This is a genomic window from Accumulibacter sp. (genome assembly GCF_031732815.1).
In the GTDB taxonomy this organism is placed as follows: domain Bacteria; phylum Pseudomonadota; class Gammaproteobacteria; order Burkholderiales; family Rhodocyclaceae; genus Accumulibacter.
Genome location: NZ_JAVMKF010000045.1, coordinates 1 through 15923, shown reverse-complemented (window position 1 = coordinate 15923; position 15923 = coordinate 1). Strand labels below are relative to the sequence as shown.

Here is a 15923-nt window from a genome sequence, read left to right as displayed (position 1 = left end):
CCATGGACGACATTGTCATTGACGCGAGCGGGCTTGGCAAGCGGTATCGCTTGAGCCACAAGACACGCGCGGATTCGCTCAAGCTGTGGGCACGCAATCTGATGCGCGCCGGATTGCGCGGCACGAGTAGCGCGGATACAGAAGATTTCTGGGCCCTGCACGATGTATCTCTGCAGCTTCATCGAGGCGAGTGTCTGGCGCTGGTTGGGCGAAATGGATCGGGAAAATCGACGCTGCTCAAGATCCTTTCGCGCGTCATTCCGCCGACGCAAGGGCAGGCGCGCGTACGCGGACGACTGGTTTCGCTGCTCGAGGTCGGCACCGGTTTTCATCCCGAGCTGACCGGCAGGGAGAACATCTTCTTGAACGGTGCCATGCTCGGTTGCAGCCGCTCGCTGATTAGTCGCCGCTTCGACCGTATTGTCGCCTTCTCCGGCATCGAGCGCTTCCTGGATACGCCCGTCAAACACTACTCCAGCGGAATGTACGTCAGGCTGGCCTATTCCGTGGCCGCGCATGTCGAAGCCGACATCCTGTTGATCGACGAGGTACTCGCCGTTGGCGACGCCGAGTTTCAAGAGAAGTGCTTGCAAAGTCTTCAGCGACAACTGCAAGACGGGGTTGCGATGATCGTTGTCTCGCACTCCGTGACCCGGCTTCACCGCATCGCCAAGCGCGTGGCCTGGTTAAGGCGAGGCCAGATTGCCGAAATCGCCGAGGCGAGCTCCAATCTGTTGCAGCGCTATCTCGAAGACGATTGCGGCGTCGGATGAGAGGCTTGCTGGTCGTGCCCATGCCGGAGATGAATGCCGGCGACGGGGTCATCGAAGACGGCGTCCGTCAGCTTCTTGACGAGAGTTTTCCCGGAATCGACCTTGATCTCTACTATATCGAGTGCGTCGGTGTGCCGGCAAATGGCGCCCTGGCGGCGCATGCTGATCGTTCGCTGCTCGCCAGCTACTCGCTGCTGATCGTCTGTGGCACGCCGTGGTTGTGGGATCGCTGCGAAGAATCGCGCAAGTACGCCGACCTGTCGTACCTGGTCGAGGCCATGCCCAGAGCAACGAAGATTGCCTTGGGCATCGGAGCGTGCTTACCCTTGATGAGCAATCCGTCGTTGCTGATCGGTGCGCCATCAACCCTGTGTCGCCTGCGCGAACTGTGGCGGCTTTTCGCGCTGATTACGGTGCGCGACTCGTTCGCGGGGAGCATTCTGCGCGCAGCCGGAGTAGAAACCTTGGCGCTGCCTTGCCCGTCAGTCGTTGCCGGCGAGCGGATGGCAGCGCGGATGCAAGCGGAGCACGCCGAACGGAATCCAGCGATCGTCGTCTATCTCCCCCAAATCGGCATTTCGCGCGATGCGCTGCCGCGCGCTTTCGTCGATGACTACCTTGCAGCACAGATCGATTTCGCCGCCGCATCTAACGTCGACGTTGCCTGTATTCTGCCGGCTGAAGCGGAGTGGGTGGCCAAAGCGCTGCGACGGCCGTTGGCGCAGGTCAGCGTACTGGCAGATCGGGAAAGCATCTATCGCTATGTTGCACACCGCCCGCTGCTGGTCACCGGACGCATTCACGTTGCCATTCCGGCGTTCATGGCGGGAACGCGCTGTTGCCTCTTGCCGGTCGATAGTCGCTACCGTACCGCCGAGGAAGTCGGCGTACCGATCGGCTGGCGCTGGGGTGGATATCTGCCGGTCGCGCATTTGCCGCACGAATCATGGCGCGATCTTGTCCGCCAGATCGGCTGGCGCAATCTGCTTGTCCCGGCGTCGCTACAATGGAGGCTCAATCGCTCGCGGTTCGACATTCAGCAGTACCGCCGCGTCGTGCGCGAGCGTTTGGCGACGCTGCCGATAGACTGAACGGGAAAGTGGCGCGAAGACACAGGACATGCGCGAATCTTCAAAGACAAATGCCATTCGACCCGCGTGGTTCGCCGAAGCCTATCTCCAGGGCCGGCTCATTGATATCGGTGCCGGCGATGATCTCGTCTGCCCGTGGGCAGAGGGTTTCGATCTTGCCGATGGTGACGCAAACGTGATTACGCGTTTCCGCAGTTGCGCCGCATACGACGCCGTGCACAGTTCGCATTGCCTGGAACATATGCACGATCCAGCCGCAGCACTGCGTGAGTGGTGGGCCTTGCTCAAACCCGGCGGTCATATGGTCATCGTCGTCCCGGAAGAAACGCTCTACGAGCAGTATCACTGGCCAAGCGTTTTCAACGGTGATCACAAGTGGACTTTCTGCCGAACCAGCGAGAAAAGCTGGTCGCCGCGATCAGTTAACATCGATGATCTGTTTTCCGGACTTCCCGGCTGTCAAGTCGTATCGGTGGTCGTCCAGGATAACGGTTACGATCACGCGCTGCTCGGCAGCCGGAACCACCGACCCTTGGCGGGGTTTGTCACCGGTCTGATGATTTGCGTGCGAGGCTTCCCAGTCATCGGCAGGGAGGTGCAGCGTCAGCTCTTTGTGCTTTTGCACAGCTTGGGCTACCTGGTAGACCAGACGCTCGGCGACGCCCTGGCCCAAATCCAGGTCGTTGCCCGCAAACAACACTGACGTGCAAGATGCCGCCTGACTCTCAGCTTGCTACGCCGCGCATCGCAATCGCTGCGGCCTTTCCGCATCTGCTTCTGGCCGGCGATGAAACCGGTCGCTTCGTCATTCCGGGAACCTTCTCGATTGCTCAGGATAGCCCGTCCGATCTCGAAATTCTGGACAGCTTCGTGTCCACACCCAGCCGGTACGTGTTCGAGCTGATGCGTCGGGTTGCCGCCCATACGGCTGATCCATTTGATCGTGTCCTGGTTTTCAATCCTCTCTTGCGGCCCTCGCGCGTCCTCGTCCGCCTGGTTCTGGCGGGCGCCGCCAACGCCTCCGGCGAAGGGATATTCTGCAGCAGCAACGACTACCCCCTGGCGTACGTGCTCGACCGCCGGCGTTCGCATTCACGCTATCTCCTGCTGCTCTCGTGCTCGTCAGCCAAACTCGATTGCGAACTGCTCACGGTCGCTTTCGCGGGTCGATTTCAACTGCACGATCTCGCCTTCCCGGCCTCGACGGTAACCGGCAACGGCTTCCTGCCCGGCGACTACCGCCAACCGATGGAGTGGTGTGCGGCACATGCCATACGCGTGCTCGGTGCGCGGGCGAGGAATGGCGACGCGGAAGATGCTGCTCCAGCGATGGCCGCGTTTTTTCCGCATCACGCGGGTGATGTGCTCTTCATGGCGCTCGCCGCACGCAAGGTCGCCGAACCGCTGTTCGAGCAACTCGTCGTGCATCGCGATTACCTGCCGATCGCGCTTGCCGTCGCGCCACCGCTGACGCTGGTGCCGCTCGATGGCCCGGTACCGTTCCGCCGGGATTACCGGCGTGAGGATTGCCACCACTTCATTGACGTCGCTGCGAGCTTGCCGGCGGACCGCTTGTACGTGTATTGCCGCACGACGCGCAACTACAACTTTACGAACTACCACTACGTCGACCATTTTCGCTTTTGCCTCGGGGATTCGCTGACCGGCTTGGAGCAACTGAGCAACGGGGTTCCCGCGGTTCGCCCACGGGCAGCCTGCCGCGGCGACGAACCTGGACAGGCTGGCGTCCTGCTCCATTTCGATGCCGGCTGGCCGCTCAAGGTATACCCGCGCCCTTACCAGGAGCAACTGGTTGATCTGCTTCTCGAGCAGGGCGTGCGCGTCATCGTGCTTGACGCGAAAGCCGAGTTCCCGCGCGCGCGCGCGGTGCGTTTCGAAAGCTTGCGCAGCTTCGACAGCCTGCTCGCCGAGGTCGAAGTGGTCGTCGGAATGGATTCGTTCCCGGCACATTACGCCGCGCAGATTCGCGGCATCCCGACAATTCACCTGTTCTCAAGCACGCACCCCGTACACTCGGGGACCGCGTCGACGCTGCCGCACCGCATGCTGCAGAACGGCGAACGCTGCTGCCCATGCCTCGGCTGGGATCGCTGTGTTCGCTACGGCGGCAGCGATTGTCGAAATTTCTCGTCGCCACACCTTGTTGCCCAGGTCGTGCTCGACCTGTTGCAGCAGCGGAACGTAGTCGGCGGTGACCCCGCCACCGGACGCTTTCCGCCGCCGCCGCCCGAAAAGTGCCCGGCGCAGTTCCGCAAGGCGCGCAAGCCAGTCGTGGTGACTGAGGCGTACATCAATCTACGCAACATCGGCATGTCGTCCTGGCTGATACACGTCAGCCATGCGCTTGGCGCAGCGTACTGCCTGGCGGGCGAATTTGTCCTCGCGGTGCGCTATCAGGGGCTGCGGTACGCCTTTCGCTTGACCGTCGCTTTCGTGCGCCGCCATCTGGGAAAGGAGCTTCCCAGATGAGAGAGATCGTCGGATGCCGGGCAATGGGTCAGCGATGCACCAGGGCGGCGAGTGGCATCGCGGCGCGCCGCCGGCGGCCTCACAAGCCGATCCCCATGAAGTGGCCCAGTTTCTCGACAACGTAATCGAGCATTGATTCGCTCAGCCCCGGCCATACGCCAAGCCAGAAGCTGTCGTTCATGACGCGATCAGTCGCGGTAAGCGGACCGGCGACGCGGAAACGACGTCCTGCCATGTAGGGTTGCCGGGTCAGATTGCCGGCGAAGATCAGGCGGGTGCCGATATTGTGCTCGTCGAGGTAGCGCAACAGGTCGACGCGATCGCAAGCGGCGGCTGCGTGCAAGGTCAGTGGGAAGCCAAACCAGGCGGGTTGGCTGCGCGGCGTAGCTTGCGGCAGGAGCAGAAAGTCCTGCAAGGGAGCGAGGCGCGCGGCCAGATACGCGAAGTTATGCCGGCGGGCGTCGACGAATTCCGCCAGGCGGTCGATCTGTGCCAGTCCGCAGGCGGCCTGGATGTCGGTGATTTTCAGATTGTAGCCAAGCTGGGCGTAGGTGTATTTGTGGTCATAGCCATAGGGCAGTTCGCCAAGCTGCTGAGCGAAACGCCGGCCGCAGGTGTTGTCGCAGCCTGTCGCGCAGTAACAATCTCGACCCCAGTCGCGCAGCGATTCAAGGATACGCTTCAGTTCGGCGTTGCGCGTGAATACGGCGCCGCCCTCGCCGGTCGTAATATGATGCGCCGGATAGAAACTGAGCGTGCCGATGTCGCCGAAGCCGCCGACCGCACGGCCGTCGTAGGTCGAGCCGAGCGCGTCGCAGCAGTCTTCGATCAGCCACAGGCCGTGCTCGCGGGCGAGGCGGCAGACTTCGTCGACCTCGAAGGGGTTGCCCAGCGTGTGCGCCAGCATGATCGCGCGCGTGCGATCAGAAATCGCCTCGGCGATGCGCTCGACAGCGATGTTGTAGGTGGGCAGCGCAAGATCGACGAAAACCGGCACGCAGCCGTTCTGCAGGATGGGGTTGACCGTCGTCGGAAAGCTCGCCGCGACCGTGATCACTTCGTCGCCAGGTCGCAGGGCGTGCTCGCCCAGGCTGGGCGAGGCCAGCGCACTGAACGCCAGCAGGTTGGCTGAAGAACCCGAGTTGGTCGTGAGGACGTATTCAATCCCCAGATGGTCGGCAAGCGCGCGCTCGAAAGCGCTGTTGAAGCGTCCGCCGGTGAGCCAGCCGTCGAGCACGGCATCGACCATGTTGGACAGTTCGCTCGCGCCAATCCGCTTGCCGGCGGGCGGGATTGGCGTGCTGCCCGGACGAAAGGCGTTGCCGGTGCTCATACCGGCGGCGTAGGTTTCGACCAGCTCGATAATTTGTCGGCGCAGCAGGTCGGCGCTCATTGGAGACTCACTGGAGCAATCTGGATCGGGTTGTCCGACACCAGCCCATGGCGGGCGATCTGCTGACGCGAAACGGCCGCCATGTCGCGGCCTTCCTCGTACGCACGCGACCATTCGACGGTCATCGCCAGTGCCTCGCCGAGCGACCAGCGCGGGTGCCAGCCAAGCTGGCCAATGGCTTTCGTGGCGTCCAGGCGCAGGACGGCGGCTTCGTGCCGGGAAGGTCTGGCGTCAGTCGTCCACGCCGCTGCTCCGCCCCACAGTCGGACGAGTTCGTGCAGGACATCGGCGACGCTGTGCGTCGCTGCCTCGGCCGGACCGAAGTTCCAGGCAGCGGCCAGCTTGCCTCCGCGCGCATACAGTCCTTCGGCCAGCACGAGGTAGCCGGCCAGCGCGTCGAGGACGTGCTGCCAGGGTCGAACCGCTGCCGGATGGCGTACGGCCAGCGGGCGGTTTTCGCTGAAGGCGCGCAGCGCATCCGGGATCAGGCGATTGGCCGACCAGTCGCCGCCGCCGATCGCATTCCCGGCGCGTGCCGTGGCGAGCGCGGTTGGCGGCTCGCCGGCGGTGCCGCCAGCGAAGTACGACGCGCGGTAAGCGGCGCAGACGAGTTCGGCACAGGCCTTGCTGCTGCTGTACGGATCCTTGCCCCCGAGGCGATCGTCCTCGCGACAGGGGCGAGCGGCAGCACCGTCGGCGTAGCATTTGTCACTGGTGACGACGAGCACAGCACGCACGTCGGCCTGGCGGCGAACCGCCTCGAGCAGATTCACCGTTCCCATGACATTGGTCGAATACGTCGTTGCCGGATCATCGTAGGCGGGCAGGACCAGCGCCTGTGCAGCCAGGTGGAAAACCACCTCGGGGCGATAGCGGGCGAAGACGGCGGACAGCGCGTCGGCGTTCCGGATGTCGCCGAGCAGCGAAGTCATGCCGCAGCCGACGTCGGCGACGAAAAAGTGGTTAGGCTGCGTCGGCGGCGCGAGTGCATAGCCGACGACTTCGGCGCCGAGCATCTGCAAGCTGAGCGACAGCCAACTCCCTTTGAATCCGGTATGGCCGGTGACCAGGACACGTCGCTTGTTCCAGAACGATGGGCTACTCGGCACGCCCGCTCTCCTTTACCAGGTGGATGACGCAGTTGATGCTCGCTTCGGTGGCCACGCGTCTGCGTTTCAGCCTGGCGTCAAGCATAGCGCGGGCGGGCCGGGCCTGCCAAGCAAGGCAGAACGCGGCGCGTACGCCTCAGCCGGCCAGGAGTCAGGCCTGGATGGATACCGCGCGCTATCGGAGAGCACGCGCGGGGCCCGGTGTACGGCCCTGGATTCTTGGCGTCGATACCAGCGTCAAGATGCTCGACGGCCGCCAGGCAGGTGCCAAGGTCGGGTGCAGCCCCAGCCGGTCAGGACGCTCCAGCCATACCTGCATACCTGTTGGATGAGTAACCTGCGACCGGTGCTCGATGTGGAAGTCCGGGGCGGCGATGGCAACGCAGCCAAACCTGGCCTGGCTCGTCTGCGGAAGCTGCGCGATGGGCTCAGTCCAGCGGAACGCCCCGTCCTGGTGCGCGGCCACATCGCCTTCGGCAATGGACGCGTGATGGCCGCGAGGGAAGCGATTGGGCAGCGCTATCTCGTCAAGCTCAAGCAAACGCCTGGCGTCAAGCGAAAGATCGAGCGGCTCTGGCAACAAGGTGAGTGGCAGAGCTTCGGCCAAGGTCTTGACACTGTCGAAGGTGAGCTCTGGTTGATGGGTTGGAACAGCGAACGGCGCGTCGTGGTACTGCGCAAGCGCCTCAAATCGAGTCAGGTTGGTCGGACAAGCCGCCAGAGTCGCCCGCCAGTCCCGCCTCCTGCTCATACTCGCCTCTGCGGCCGGGGATCAGATCAAGGCCATGATCGCCAGCATCGGCAAGGGGCTTGACCATATTCGGGCAATTGCGCTTCAGTTGCCGAAAGCCGTCGGCAAGACGTGGTGAGACAACCGCGCGCCCGACTGCGGAACGACCTGCCGGCGCTGCCTTTGCGTCGGACATTGACTTGCCCTGTTGTGCCAAGGGAACGACGGAAGCCTACAATGTATTAACCAAAGGTCTTCCGTATGCGCCTCATGCTGACGAGTTGCTGGGAAAACACCGTATCGGGACTTTGGCGAAAGCATCTTGACCATGAAGACATGCGAGCCATCGTCTCCCTGTGAGGAACTGGTGCCGGGTTGCCCGGCGCCGGCTGGGCCGCCTCTGGGTGTCATCGAGGAGGTGCAGGGGCCGGTCGTCGATGTTCGCTGTTCCCGCCTGCCACCGTTGCACCGGGCAATCTATGTCTGCCTGAACGGGGAGCGTTTCACTTTTGAGGTGCATCGCCATCTCGATGAACATCGGGTGCGGGCCATTGCACTGCACCGTACCAGTGGCCTGAAGCGGCAGATGCCGGTTTTCGATGGCGGCGGCGGTTTGCAGATACCCGTCACGCCGGATTGCCTCGGGCGCTTGCTGGATATTTTTGGCTGGCCGCTCGATGGTGGCCCGCCGCTTGTTCCCGAAGCCATGCGCCCGATTGTGGCGGCACCTGTTCCTTTGTCGGAAGTCGCTGGTGCCGGCGACGTGCTGCTTACCGGGATCAAGGTCATCGACTTGCTCTGCCCCTTCGTGCGCGGTGGCAAGACCGGCCTGTTCGGTGGCGCCGGGGTGGGCAAGACCGTGCTGATCATGGAATTCATGAATGCCATCGTGCGTCTGCACCAGGGGGTTTCAGTCTTTGCCGGTGTGGGGGAACGTATCCGGGAAGGCCATGAACTGTGGCACGACATGCAGGATGCCGGGGTGATGCCGCGCACGCTGATGGTGTTTGGGCAAATGGATGAGTCGCCAGGCGTCCGTTTCCGCATTGGCTTATCGGCATTGACCTATGCCGAGTATCTGCGGGACACGGTCGCCAAGGAGGTTTTGTTCCTGATGGACAACGCCTTTCGCTTTGTCCAGGCAGGCAGCGAATTGTCCGGCCTGCTCGGGCGGATGCCGGCGACTGTGGGCTATCAGCCGACCCTGCTTTCCGAAGTGGCCGAATTGCAGGAACGCATCCTGTCGACCAGGCGCGGCAGCATTACCGCGGTCGAGGCCGTTTATGTGCCGGCCGATGATATGACCGACCCGGCGGTCGGCGCCATCCTCGCGCACCTCGATACCACAGTGATCCTTTCGCGCAAGCAGGCGGCCAGGGGGATCTATCCGGCCGTCGATCCGCTCGCCTCGGGCAGTCGGGCCATGGATCGCAGCGTCCTGGGCGACCGTCATTACCGGGTGGCGCAGAGGGTGCGCGAACACCTGGCGCGTTACTGCAACCTCGAAGACATCATTGCCATGCTCGGCCTGGAAGCACTGTCCGAGGCCGACCGGCGCATCGTGCACCGGGCGCGGCGGCTGGAACGTTACCTGACCCAGCCTTTCTTCGTGGTGGCTGACCATACCGGCATTGCCGGTGCCTCGGTTCCCCTCGAGCGCACGCTGAGCGATTGCGAGGCCTTGCTGCGTGGCGATTGCGACGGCTTGCCCGAGGACGCCTGCTACATGCAGGGTAGTCTGGCGGGGAAAGGCGGTGTGGCGTGAGCAGCGGGTTTACCCTGCATCTGCAAAGTGCGGCGCTTTACGAATGCATCGAAGGCGTCGGCAGTTTTGTCGGCCAGGACGCCAGCGGCAGTTTTGGCATTCTGTCCGGGCGAGCCCGTTTCATCACCGTGCTCGCCTACGGCCTCGCCCGTTTCCGCCTGGCGAACGGGAAGTGGCATTACCTGGCCTGTCCCGGCGCTGTGCTGTCATTCGCCGATAACCAGCTTTTTCTGAACACCCGCCGCTATCTGCGCGACGACGATTGCCAGCGGGTGTCCGAGTTGCTGACCGGGCAATTGGCCGCCGAAGAGGCTGAACTCAAGTCCGTGAAGGACAACCTGCAGCGCCTCGAACATGAGCTGTTCCGGCGCTTGCATCAACTGGACCGGTGGCCGGTATGAACGACGAAAAGTGGCGTCGCATGGTGCACCGGGATAGCGAACGGCTCAAGGGCGCCGAGCACGAACGCCGCTCGCTGCTCGCCCAGAGCGTCTTTCTCGGTACCTTGTCGGTGCTCTTCCTGGCGCCGCTGATCGGTGGGGCTTACCTGGGACGCTGGCTGGATGGCTTGAGCGAAGGGTATTCGGTGCGGTGGACGATCAATCTGATCGTCCTCGGTCTGGCGTTCGGCGTGTTCAATGTCTGTGCCTTCATCCGGAAGAACTGGTGATGGAAGCGCTCAGCGTCATTTTCAGCATCGGACCTTTCGCCATCACGCGAACGGTCGTCACCACCTGGGGCATTCTGCTGGTGCTCGGGTCTGGTTGCTGGCTGGCGACCCGCCGCTTGTCCGTCGAACAGCCGGGCATGATGCAGAGCGCGCTGGAGGGGGTCGTGCAGGCGATTGATTCGGCCATTGCGACCGTCCTGGCGGAACGTTCGACTCTGTTGCTGCCTTTCGTCGGGACGCTGTGGATTTTCGTTGCTGTAGCCAACCTGATCGGCCTGATCCCGGGGCTGCATGCGCCGACCGGCGATCTGTCGACGACGATGGCGCTGGCCGTCCTGGTCTTTCTGTCGGTCCATTGGTATGGTATTCGCAGCGCTGGTCTGCGCGCCTATCTGCGCCATTACCTCTCGCCCAGTCCGGTGCTTCTGCCCTTCCATATCCTCGGCGAGTTCTCGCGCACCCTGGCCCTCGCTGTGCGCCTCTTCGGCAACATCATGAGCCTGGAGATGGCCGCACTGCTCGTCCTGCTTGTTGCCGGGCTGCTGGTTCCTGTGCCCGTCCTGATGCTGCACGTCATCGAGGCGCTGGTTCAGGCCTATATCTTCGGCATGCTGGTGCTGATCTACATCGCTGGCGGCATGCAGTCCCAAGCCGAACAGACATCCACCCATTCAAACAAGGAAGGAAACAAGCCATGAGCGACCTGCACTGGTTTGCCCTGATATCCACCATCGTGGCCGGACTGGCCATTGCGCTGGGCATCATTTTTCCGGCAATGGCCATGGGCAAGGCCATCACCCAGGCGCTGGAGGCGCTTGCCAGGCAGCCGGAAGCGGAGAAGTCCATTACCCGAACCTTATTCATTGGCCTGGCGATGATCGAGTCGCTGGCCATCTACGTGCTCGTGATCGTCCTCATCATCCTCTTTCGCAATCCACTTCTTGAATATCTGCTCAAATAGGACCGGTCATGCACATCGACTGGACCACTTTCGCGCTTGAAATCATCAACTTCCTGGTCCTGCTCTGGATACTCAAGCGCTTTCTCTACAAACCGGTGCTGGAGACGCTGAACCAGCGACGTGCCGGCATCGAGAAAACCTTGCGCGAAGCGCATGCAGCCGAACTGCGGGCACACAGTCTGCAGGCGCAGTACGAGGGTCGGCTGGCTGACTGGGGTAAGGAAAAAGCTCAAGCCAGAGCTGAACTGGAAACCGAGCTGGCGCTTGAGCGCTCGCGGCAGATGCAATCCTTGGCGCAGGATCTGGCCGATGAGCGGGCGCGAAATGCGGCGGTCGACGCGCATCGACAACAGGAAATGCGGCGCGAAATGGAAACCGCAGCACTGGCCCAGGCGCAGCAGTTTGTCACGACCTTGCTCGGCCGCTTGGCGACCCCCGCGCTGGAAGCGCGCATGCTCGATCTGCTGCTCGCGGATTGGGCGAAGCTTCCCGATCAACAGCTTTCCGGTTTGCGGGCGGCGGCCGGGGACTCGGCGCTCGAGGCCAAGGTAAGCAGCGCCTTTGCGCTGGATGAGGCGCAGCGCGGCCGGGTTGTCGAGGCCTTGAGCCAGCGTCTGGGTCGGCCGGTAGCCGTGACTTTTGCAGTGGCTCCGGGGCTACTGGCTGGCTTGCGAATCTCCCTGGGCGCCTGGCAAGTCCATTTGAATTTCGCTGATGAGTCAGCCAGCTTTGCGGCGGCTGCCAATCATGTCGACGGATGAGTCGCTGACTTCGCCGCTCCTGCGTCAGGCTGTCTGGCTTGAGGCTTACGACCCGCAATTGCGGCTGGTCGAGCAGGGGCGGGTCATCTCGGTTGGCGATGGCATAGCCTGGGTAGACGGCTTGCCATCGGCCGCGATGGAGGATGTGTTGCGTTTCGAGAATGGCAGCCGCGGCCTGGTCTTTCATCTTGGGGCGAAACGGATCGGCGCCATTCTGCTGAATCAGGGTGGTGGCGAGCTGGAACTGAAGGCAGGGGCGGCCGCCTGTTTGACCGGTCGAACGCTGGATATCGGGGTCGGCGATGCCTACCTTGGTCGTGTGGTTGACCCGACGGGTAGTCCGCTCGATGGCGGAGCACCGATACCGGCGACCTCACGTCGACCGCTGGAGACGCCTTCACCACCCATTCAGGCACGGGATTTTGTTGAACGCCCGCTGGTTTCCGGCTGCAAAATGATCGATACGATGATTCCGATTGGCAAGGGGCAGCGCCAACTGATCATCGGCGATGCGGGAGTCGGAAAAAGCGCGCTCGCCCTGGATACCGTGATTGCCCAGAAGGGGCGCAAGGTGCTGTGTGTTTATGTGCTGATCAGCCAGAAACGCTCCAGTGTCGTGGCGACGATTGAAACGCTGCGGCGGACAAGCGCGCTGGAATACACCTGTGTGGTGGTCGCCGAAGCGACTGCCATGCCGGGGCTCAAATACATTGCGCCGTTTGCCGGCTGCGCCCTCGCAGAAGGCTGGATGGCGGCCGGGCGGGATGTGCTGGTGGTCTATGACGATCTGACGACGCACGCCAAGGCATACCGCGAGCTGTCGTTGCTCTTGCGCCGCCCGCCCGGGCGTGAAGCCTATCCGGGCGATATTTTCTACCTGCATTCGCGCCTGCTTGAGCGCTCCACCTGTTTGGCCGCGGCTAGCGGCGGCGGCAGCATGACGGCATTACCCTTGATCGAAACCGAGCAGGGGGAACTCTCCGCCTACATTCCCACCAACCTGATTTCGATTACCGATGGCCAGGTTTATCTCGACCCGCGCTTGTTTGCAGCAGGGTTTCTGCCGGCGATCGACATCACCCGTTCAGTCTCGCGTATTGGCGGCAAAGCCCAGCATCCGGCGATCAAGGCCGAGGCTGGGCGAATAAAACTCGACTACCTGCAGTTTCAGGAGCTGGAGATCTTTACGCGTTTCGGCTCGCGACTGGAGGCCGGCGTCGCAGCCAAGATCCGGCGTGGCAGCTTGCTGCGGGAGTTACTGAAGCAGGAACGCCTGGCCCCTCTGGCGCCCGAACAGCACATGGCCTGGTTGCTTGCTTACAACGAGGGCTGGTTCGACGGACTGGCGAGGGATCAGCTTGCGACGACCCTTTCCTCGCTGATCGCAGACCCGCGGCTCTCGTCTTTGCGCCTGGAAAACAGCCGGGAGGAGTGGCGGCAGGCGGTTCGTGCCGCGCTACAAGGCACGCGAGATGAGCCGGCGGCGTGAACTGTCGAGACGCCTGGACGCCTTGGCGGAAATTTCTGGAATCATGTCCGCCATGCGCGGCGTCGCACTGATGGAAACGCACATCCTGCAGGAGTCTCTGCTGACGCAACGAAGGATGGTGGCCAGTATTGAAACGACAGCGGCCACCTTCCTCGCCTGGCATCCAGAACTGCTGCCGGTTGCCGAGCCCGCTTGCGAAATATGTATCCTGATCGGCTCGGAGCAGGGCTTTTGCGGTGACTTCAACGAGGCGTTGCTGCGTTACCGCGAAGCGCATTGCAACAACAAAGCAGCCCCCGGATACCTCCTGACCCTGGGCCATCGCCTGGCCAGTCGGCTCGTTGGTGATAGCGAACTCGCAGTGCTGCGACTCCCCGGCGCCAGCGTTGCCGACGAGGTGCCGGCGGTGCTGTTGCGCCTGACCCGCGAACTGAATCGGCTGCTCACCACCGGTGAACGCGCCGGTTGTGGTCTGTCGGTCCTCTACCATTGCGATGCCACCGGCGATATCCGCCTGCGCTACCTGCTGCCACTGCGTGACCTGCCGGCGCCGGATGCCTCTCCCTATCCGCCGGAAACCAATCTGCCTGACGGGGAGCTACTCACAGCCCTGACCGGATATTACCTCTACGCGGCGCTGACCGAAGTGCTCTACAGTTCGTTGATGGCCGAGAATCGGCAGCGGCACGCCCATATGGACCGATCGCTGAAAAAGCTGGAAGAAGACAGCGAGCATCTGCAGCAGGCCTGCAACGCCCAGCGCCAGGAAGACATCACCGAGGAAATCGAGCTCATCCTGCTTTCGGCAGGAAGACTGGACGACGATTACGAATGGCGGCAGTAACGTAATGGAAGACAGCTACCGCCGTGCGCGAGTCGACTTCAGGGTGCCGGGGCAATCGCTTGTCCGCGGCCGCTCGTCGCCACCCACGGGAAGCGCGTCTCAGCGCTTGATCTCGGCCAGCAGTTGCCCGATCATCGCCTCGGCTTGCGCCAGGTAGGCACGACCGAACAGATTGAGGTGGTTGAGCACGTGATAGAGGTTGTAGAGCGTCTTGCGCACGGCGTAGCCGGCGGCGAGTGGCCAGGCAGCGCGATAGGCGGCGTAAAAGGCGGCGGGGAAGCCACCGAAGAGTTCGCTCATTGCCAGATCGGCTTCACGATCACCGAAGTAGACGGCGGGGTCGAAGAGAACGAACCGGCCGGCGGCGTCTGAGGCCACATTGCCCGACCATAGGTCGCCGTGCAGCAGACTGGGAGGCGGCTGCTCGTCGGCGAACAGTACGGCCAAGGAGTCCACCAGGCGTTCGCCGTCGGCAAGCAGGCGGCCGGCGTAGCCCTGGCGCTCGGCGCGTTCGAGTTGCGGTTGCAGACGGCGACGGGCGAAAAAATACGGCCAATCGGTGCTCGCGGTATTCGCCTGCGGGCTGCTGCCAATGAAATTGTCGCGCCGCCAACCGAAGTTCGGGGCGCTCATCCGGTGCAGTTCGGCAAGCGCCGTGCCGGCCGTTGCGGCGTGCTCGCGCAGCGGCTGCAGGTCGAGGTAGGCGAGCACGAGATAGGCCTGAGTGCCAGCGACGCCGTAGCCGCAGACCTCGGGAACGCGCAGCGCCGGGCAGGCGGCAAGCGCCTGCAGACCGTCGGCTTCGGCGGCGAACATCTCGGCCAGGCCGCCCTCGTTCAGTTTGACGAACCACTGTCGACCGTCGGTGCCAGCGAGCCGCAAGGCGCGCGAGATCGAGCCGCCAGCGATCGGCCGCAGGCTGTTACGCGTGACACCGGCACCGATGCTGGCCGACAAGGCATCGTGCAACTCGGGCGTCAGCAGGTAGCCGGCAGAAGACATACCGTCGCGCACTCAGTGCGGCCCGCTGGCGGCGCACCAGCGGCCACCCGAACTGAACCGACGAAGGCCAGGCGCGGCGCGCTCGGGCGCTTCAGCGACGCTGTCGGTCATGTTTCTGCCGGGCAATGTGACGACTCTGCACGTTCTGAGCCCGCTCGATGCGCTGGCGCTCGCGGTGTGTCAGCCGGCCATCGGTCTCGGCCCGGTTTTCCATGTTCTCGACGCGTTGCTGTCCGCGCTCCAGGCGTGCTGCCTCGCGGCCGGTCAGGGCGCCCGAGTTGACGCCCTGGTCGATGCGCATCTGCTGATTTACCTGACGGTTGTCGATGCGTTGCGAGTCCTGCGCCGATACGGGCAGCGCAGCGCTCAGCAAAGCGCTGATCAGGCCTAACACGGTTACCGTCTTATGCATGCTTGTCTCCTCACGTTGATCGATTTGCCTGGCCGACGCACCGGGCGCGCGGCTTCCTGCCAGTCGGCACGACCCGTCGGTCGTCGCCAGCGGTGGCGCTCCGGCAAGACGGGCGAACAGTCGTGCGCACGCTTGCTCCGGAACTCCACGCTCAACGTCTGAGGTCGGAGCTCGATGACCAGGCGCTGATCGTGCGCGGCGGCCAGTCGGCCGCGGTGCCCGCAAATCGCAATGGTAGTCCACTGGCGTCCGGCGATGGCGGAGACGCGCCGCCGGCAGTCTTCAGCCTGTTGTTGGCCCGCGATACGCCGACGGTGTCATGCCGCTCCAGCGCCGGAACGCGCGAGTGAACGCGCTCTGCTCCGAAAAACCGAGCAGGAAGGTGATTTCGGTGACCGATCGAGCCGGATCGTCGAGATAGCGCCTGGCCAGT

At 63.3% G+C, this 15923-nt stretch carries 18 protein-coding genes; 12 read left to right on the top strand and 6 right to left on the bottom strand.

Annotated elements, in window-relative coordinates; all coding sequences use genetic code 11:
• Positions 1–2 precede the first annotated feature (2 nt).
• Genes RKP46_RS03850 through RKP46_RS03835 form a run of 4 tightly spaced genes read left to right on the top strand, consistent with a single transcriptional unit; the run spans position 3 to position 4354 of the window.
• Positions 3–773 (top strand): ABC transporter ATP-binding protein, encoded by a 771-nt coding sequence (locus RKP46_RS03850; protein ID WP_311105399.1) that lies wholly within the window; start codon positions 3–5, stop codon positions 771–773.
• Positions 770–1864, top strand: a complete 1095-nt coding sequence (locus tag RKP46_RS03845; protein ID WP_311105398.1) for a polysaccharide pyruvyl transferase family protein — start codon at positions 770–772, stop codon at positions 1862–1864. Before RKP46_RS03850 ends, RKP46_RS03845 begins: the two co-directional genes overlap by 4 nt.
• 28 nt (positions 1865–1892) lie before the next feature.
• Positions 1893–2567, top strand: coding sequence for a class I SAM-dependent methyltransferase (locus RKP46_RS03840; protein WP_311105397.1), 675 nt, complete (start codon positions 1893–1895; stop codon positions 2565–2567).
• Positions 2568–2575: 8 nt separating this feature from the next.
• A complete protein-coding gene (locus RKP46_RS03835) occupies positions 2576–4354 on the top strand; it encodes a hypothetical protein (RefSeq protein WP_311105396.1) in 1779 nt (592 codons plus the stop codon).
• 79 nt (positions 4355–4433) lie between these two features.
• Here the strand turns inward: RKP46_RS03835 and rfbH are convergent, their stop codons facing one another.
• The 3 genes from rfbH to RKP46_RS03820 all read right to left on the bottom strand — a co-directional run bounded on the left by rfbH (position 4434) and on the right by RKP46_RS03820 (position 7607).
• Complete coding sequence (rfbH, locus tag RKP46_RS03830) at positions 4434–5747, bottom strand: lipopolysaccharide biosynthesis protein RfbH (protein WP_311105395.1); 1314 nt, start codon at positions 5745–5747, stop codon at positions 4434–4436.
• Positions 5744–6856 (bottom strand): CDP-glucose 4,6-dehydratase, encoded by a 1113-nt coding sequence (gene rfbG / locus RKP46_RS03825; protein WP_311105394.1) that lies wholly within the window; start codon positions 6854–6856, stop codon positions 5744–5746. The genes rfbH and rfbG overlap by 4 nt, the downstream gene beginning before the upstream one ends.
• A 175-nt stretch (positions 6857–7031) precedes the next feature.
• Entirely contained in the window at positions 7032–7607 is a 576-nt protein-coding gene (locus RKP46_RS03820) for a hypothetical protein (RefSeq protein ID WP_311105393.1), read from the bottom strand.
• A 307-nt stretch (positions 7608–7914) separates the two neighbouring features.
• Here RKP46_RS03820 and atpD point away from each other — a divergent pair, with 307 nt between their 5' ends.
• The 8 genes from atpD to RKP46_RS03780 are packed head-to-tail and all read left to right on the top strand — an operon-like array spanning position 7915 to position 14076.
• Positions 7915–9351 carry a F0F1 ATP synthase subunit beta gene (atpD, locus tag RKP46_RS03815; RefSeq protein ID WP_311105392.1) on the top strand — a complete coding sequence of 479 codons (1437 nt, stop codon included), beginning with the start codon at positions 7915–7917 and terminating at the stop codon, positions 9349–9351.
• Entirely contained in the window at positions 9348–9752 is a 405-nt protein-coding gene (locus tag RKP46_RS03810; RefSeq protein ID WP_311105391.1) for a F0F1 ATP synthase subunit epsilon, read from the top strand. The genes atpD and RKP46_RS03810 overlap by 4 nt, the downstream gene beginning before the upstream one ends.
• On the top strand, positions 9749–10021 hold the full coding sequence (locus tag RKP46_RS03805; protein ID WP_311105390.1) for an AtpZ/AtpI family protein: 273 nt from the start codon (positions 9749–9751) through the stop codon (positions 10019–10021). Before RKP46_RS03810 ends, RKP46_RS03805 begins: the two co-directional genes overlap by 4 nt.
• Positions 10021–10719, top strand: coding sequence for a F0F1 ATP synthase subunit A (locus tag RKP46_RS03800; protein ID WP_311105425.1), 699 nt, complete (start codon positions 10021–10023; stop codon positions 10717–10719). The genes RKP46_RS03805 and RKP46_RS03800 overlap by 1 nt, the downstream gene beginning before the upstream one ends.
• Positions 10716–10982 (top strand): ATP synthase F0 subunit C, encoded by a 267-nt coding sequence (atpE, locus tag RKP46_RS03795; protein ID WP_300330333.1) that lies wholly within the window; start codon positions 10716–10718, stop codon positions 10980–10982. Before RKP46_RS03800 ends, atpE begins: the two co-directional genes overlap by 4 nt.
• A gap of 8 nt (positions 10983–10990) precedes the next feature.
• On the top strand, positions 10991–11743 hold the full coding sequence (locus RKP46_RS03790; protein WP_311105389.1) for a F0F1 ATP synthase subunit delta: 753 nt from the start codon (positions 10991–10993) through the stop codon (positions 11741–11743).
• Positions 11730–13232: a F0F1 ATP synthase subunit alpha gene (locus RKP46_RS03785; RefSeq protein ID WP_311105388.1), complete on the top strand. Its 1503-nt coding sequence runs from the start codon at positions 11730–11732 to the stop codon at positions 13230–13232. The genes RKP46_RS03790 and RKP46_RS03785 overlap by 14 nt, the downstream gene beginning before the upstream one ends.
• Before the next feature lie 43 nt (positions 13233–13275).
• Positions 13276–14076, top strand: a complete 801-nt coding sequence (locus RKP46_RS03780) for a F0F1 ATP synthase subunit gamma (protein ID WP_311105387.1) — start codon at positions 13276–13278, stop codon at positions 14074–14076.
• A gap of 99 nt (positions 14077–14175) precedes the next feature.
• Here the strand turns inward: RKP46_RS03780 and RKP46_RS03775 are convergent, their stop codons facing one another.
• From RKP46_RS03775 to RKP46_RS03765, 3 genes are all read right to left on the bottom strand, one after another.
• Positions 14176–15078, bottom strand: a complete 903-nt coding sequence (locus RKP46_RS03775) for a fructosamine kinase family protein (RefSeq protein ID WP_311105386.1) — start codon at positions 15076–15078, stop codon at positions 14176–14178.
• Between the two features lie 91 nt (positions 15079–15169).
• Positions 15170–15490, bottom strand: a complete 321-nt coding sequence (locus RKP46_RS03770; protein WP_311105385.1) for a hypothetical protein — start codon at positions 15488–15490, stop codon at positions 15170–15172.
• A 282-nt stretch (positions 15491–15772) separates the two neighbouring features.
• Positions 15773–15922 (bottom strand): helix-turn-helix domain-containing protein, encoded by a 150-nt coding sequence (locus RKP46_RS03765; RefSeq protein ID WP_311105424.1) that lies wholly within the window; start codon positions 15920–15922, stop codon positions 15773–15775.
• Position 15923: the final 1 nt, after the last annotated feature.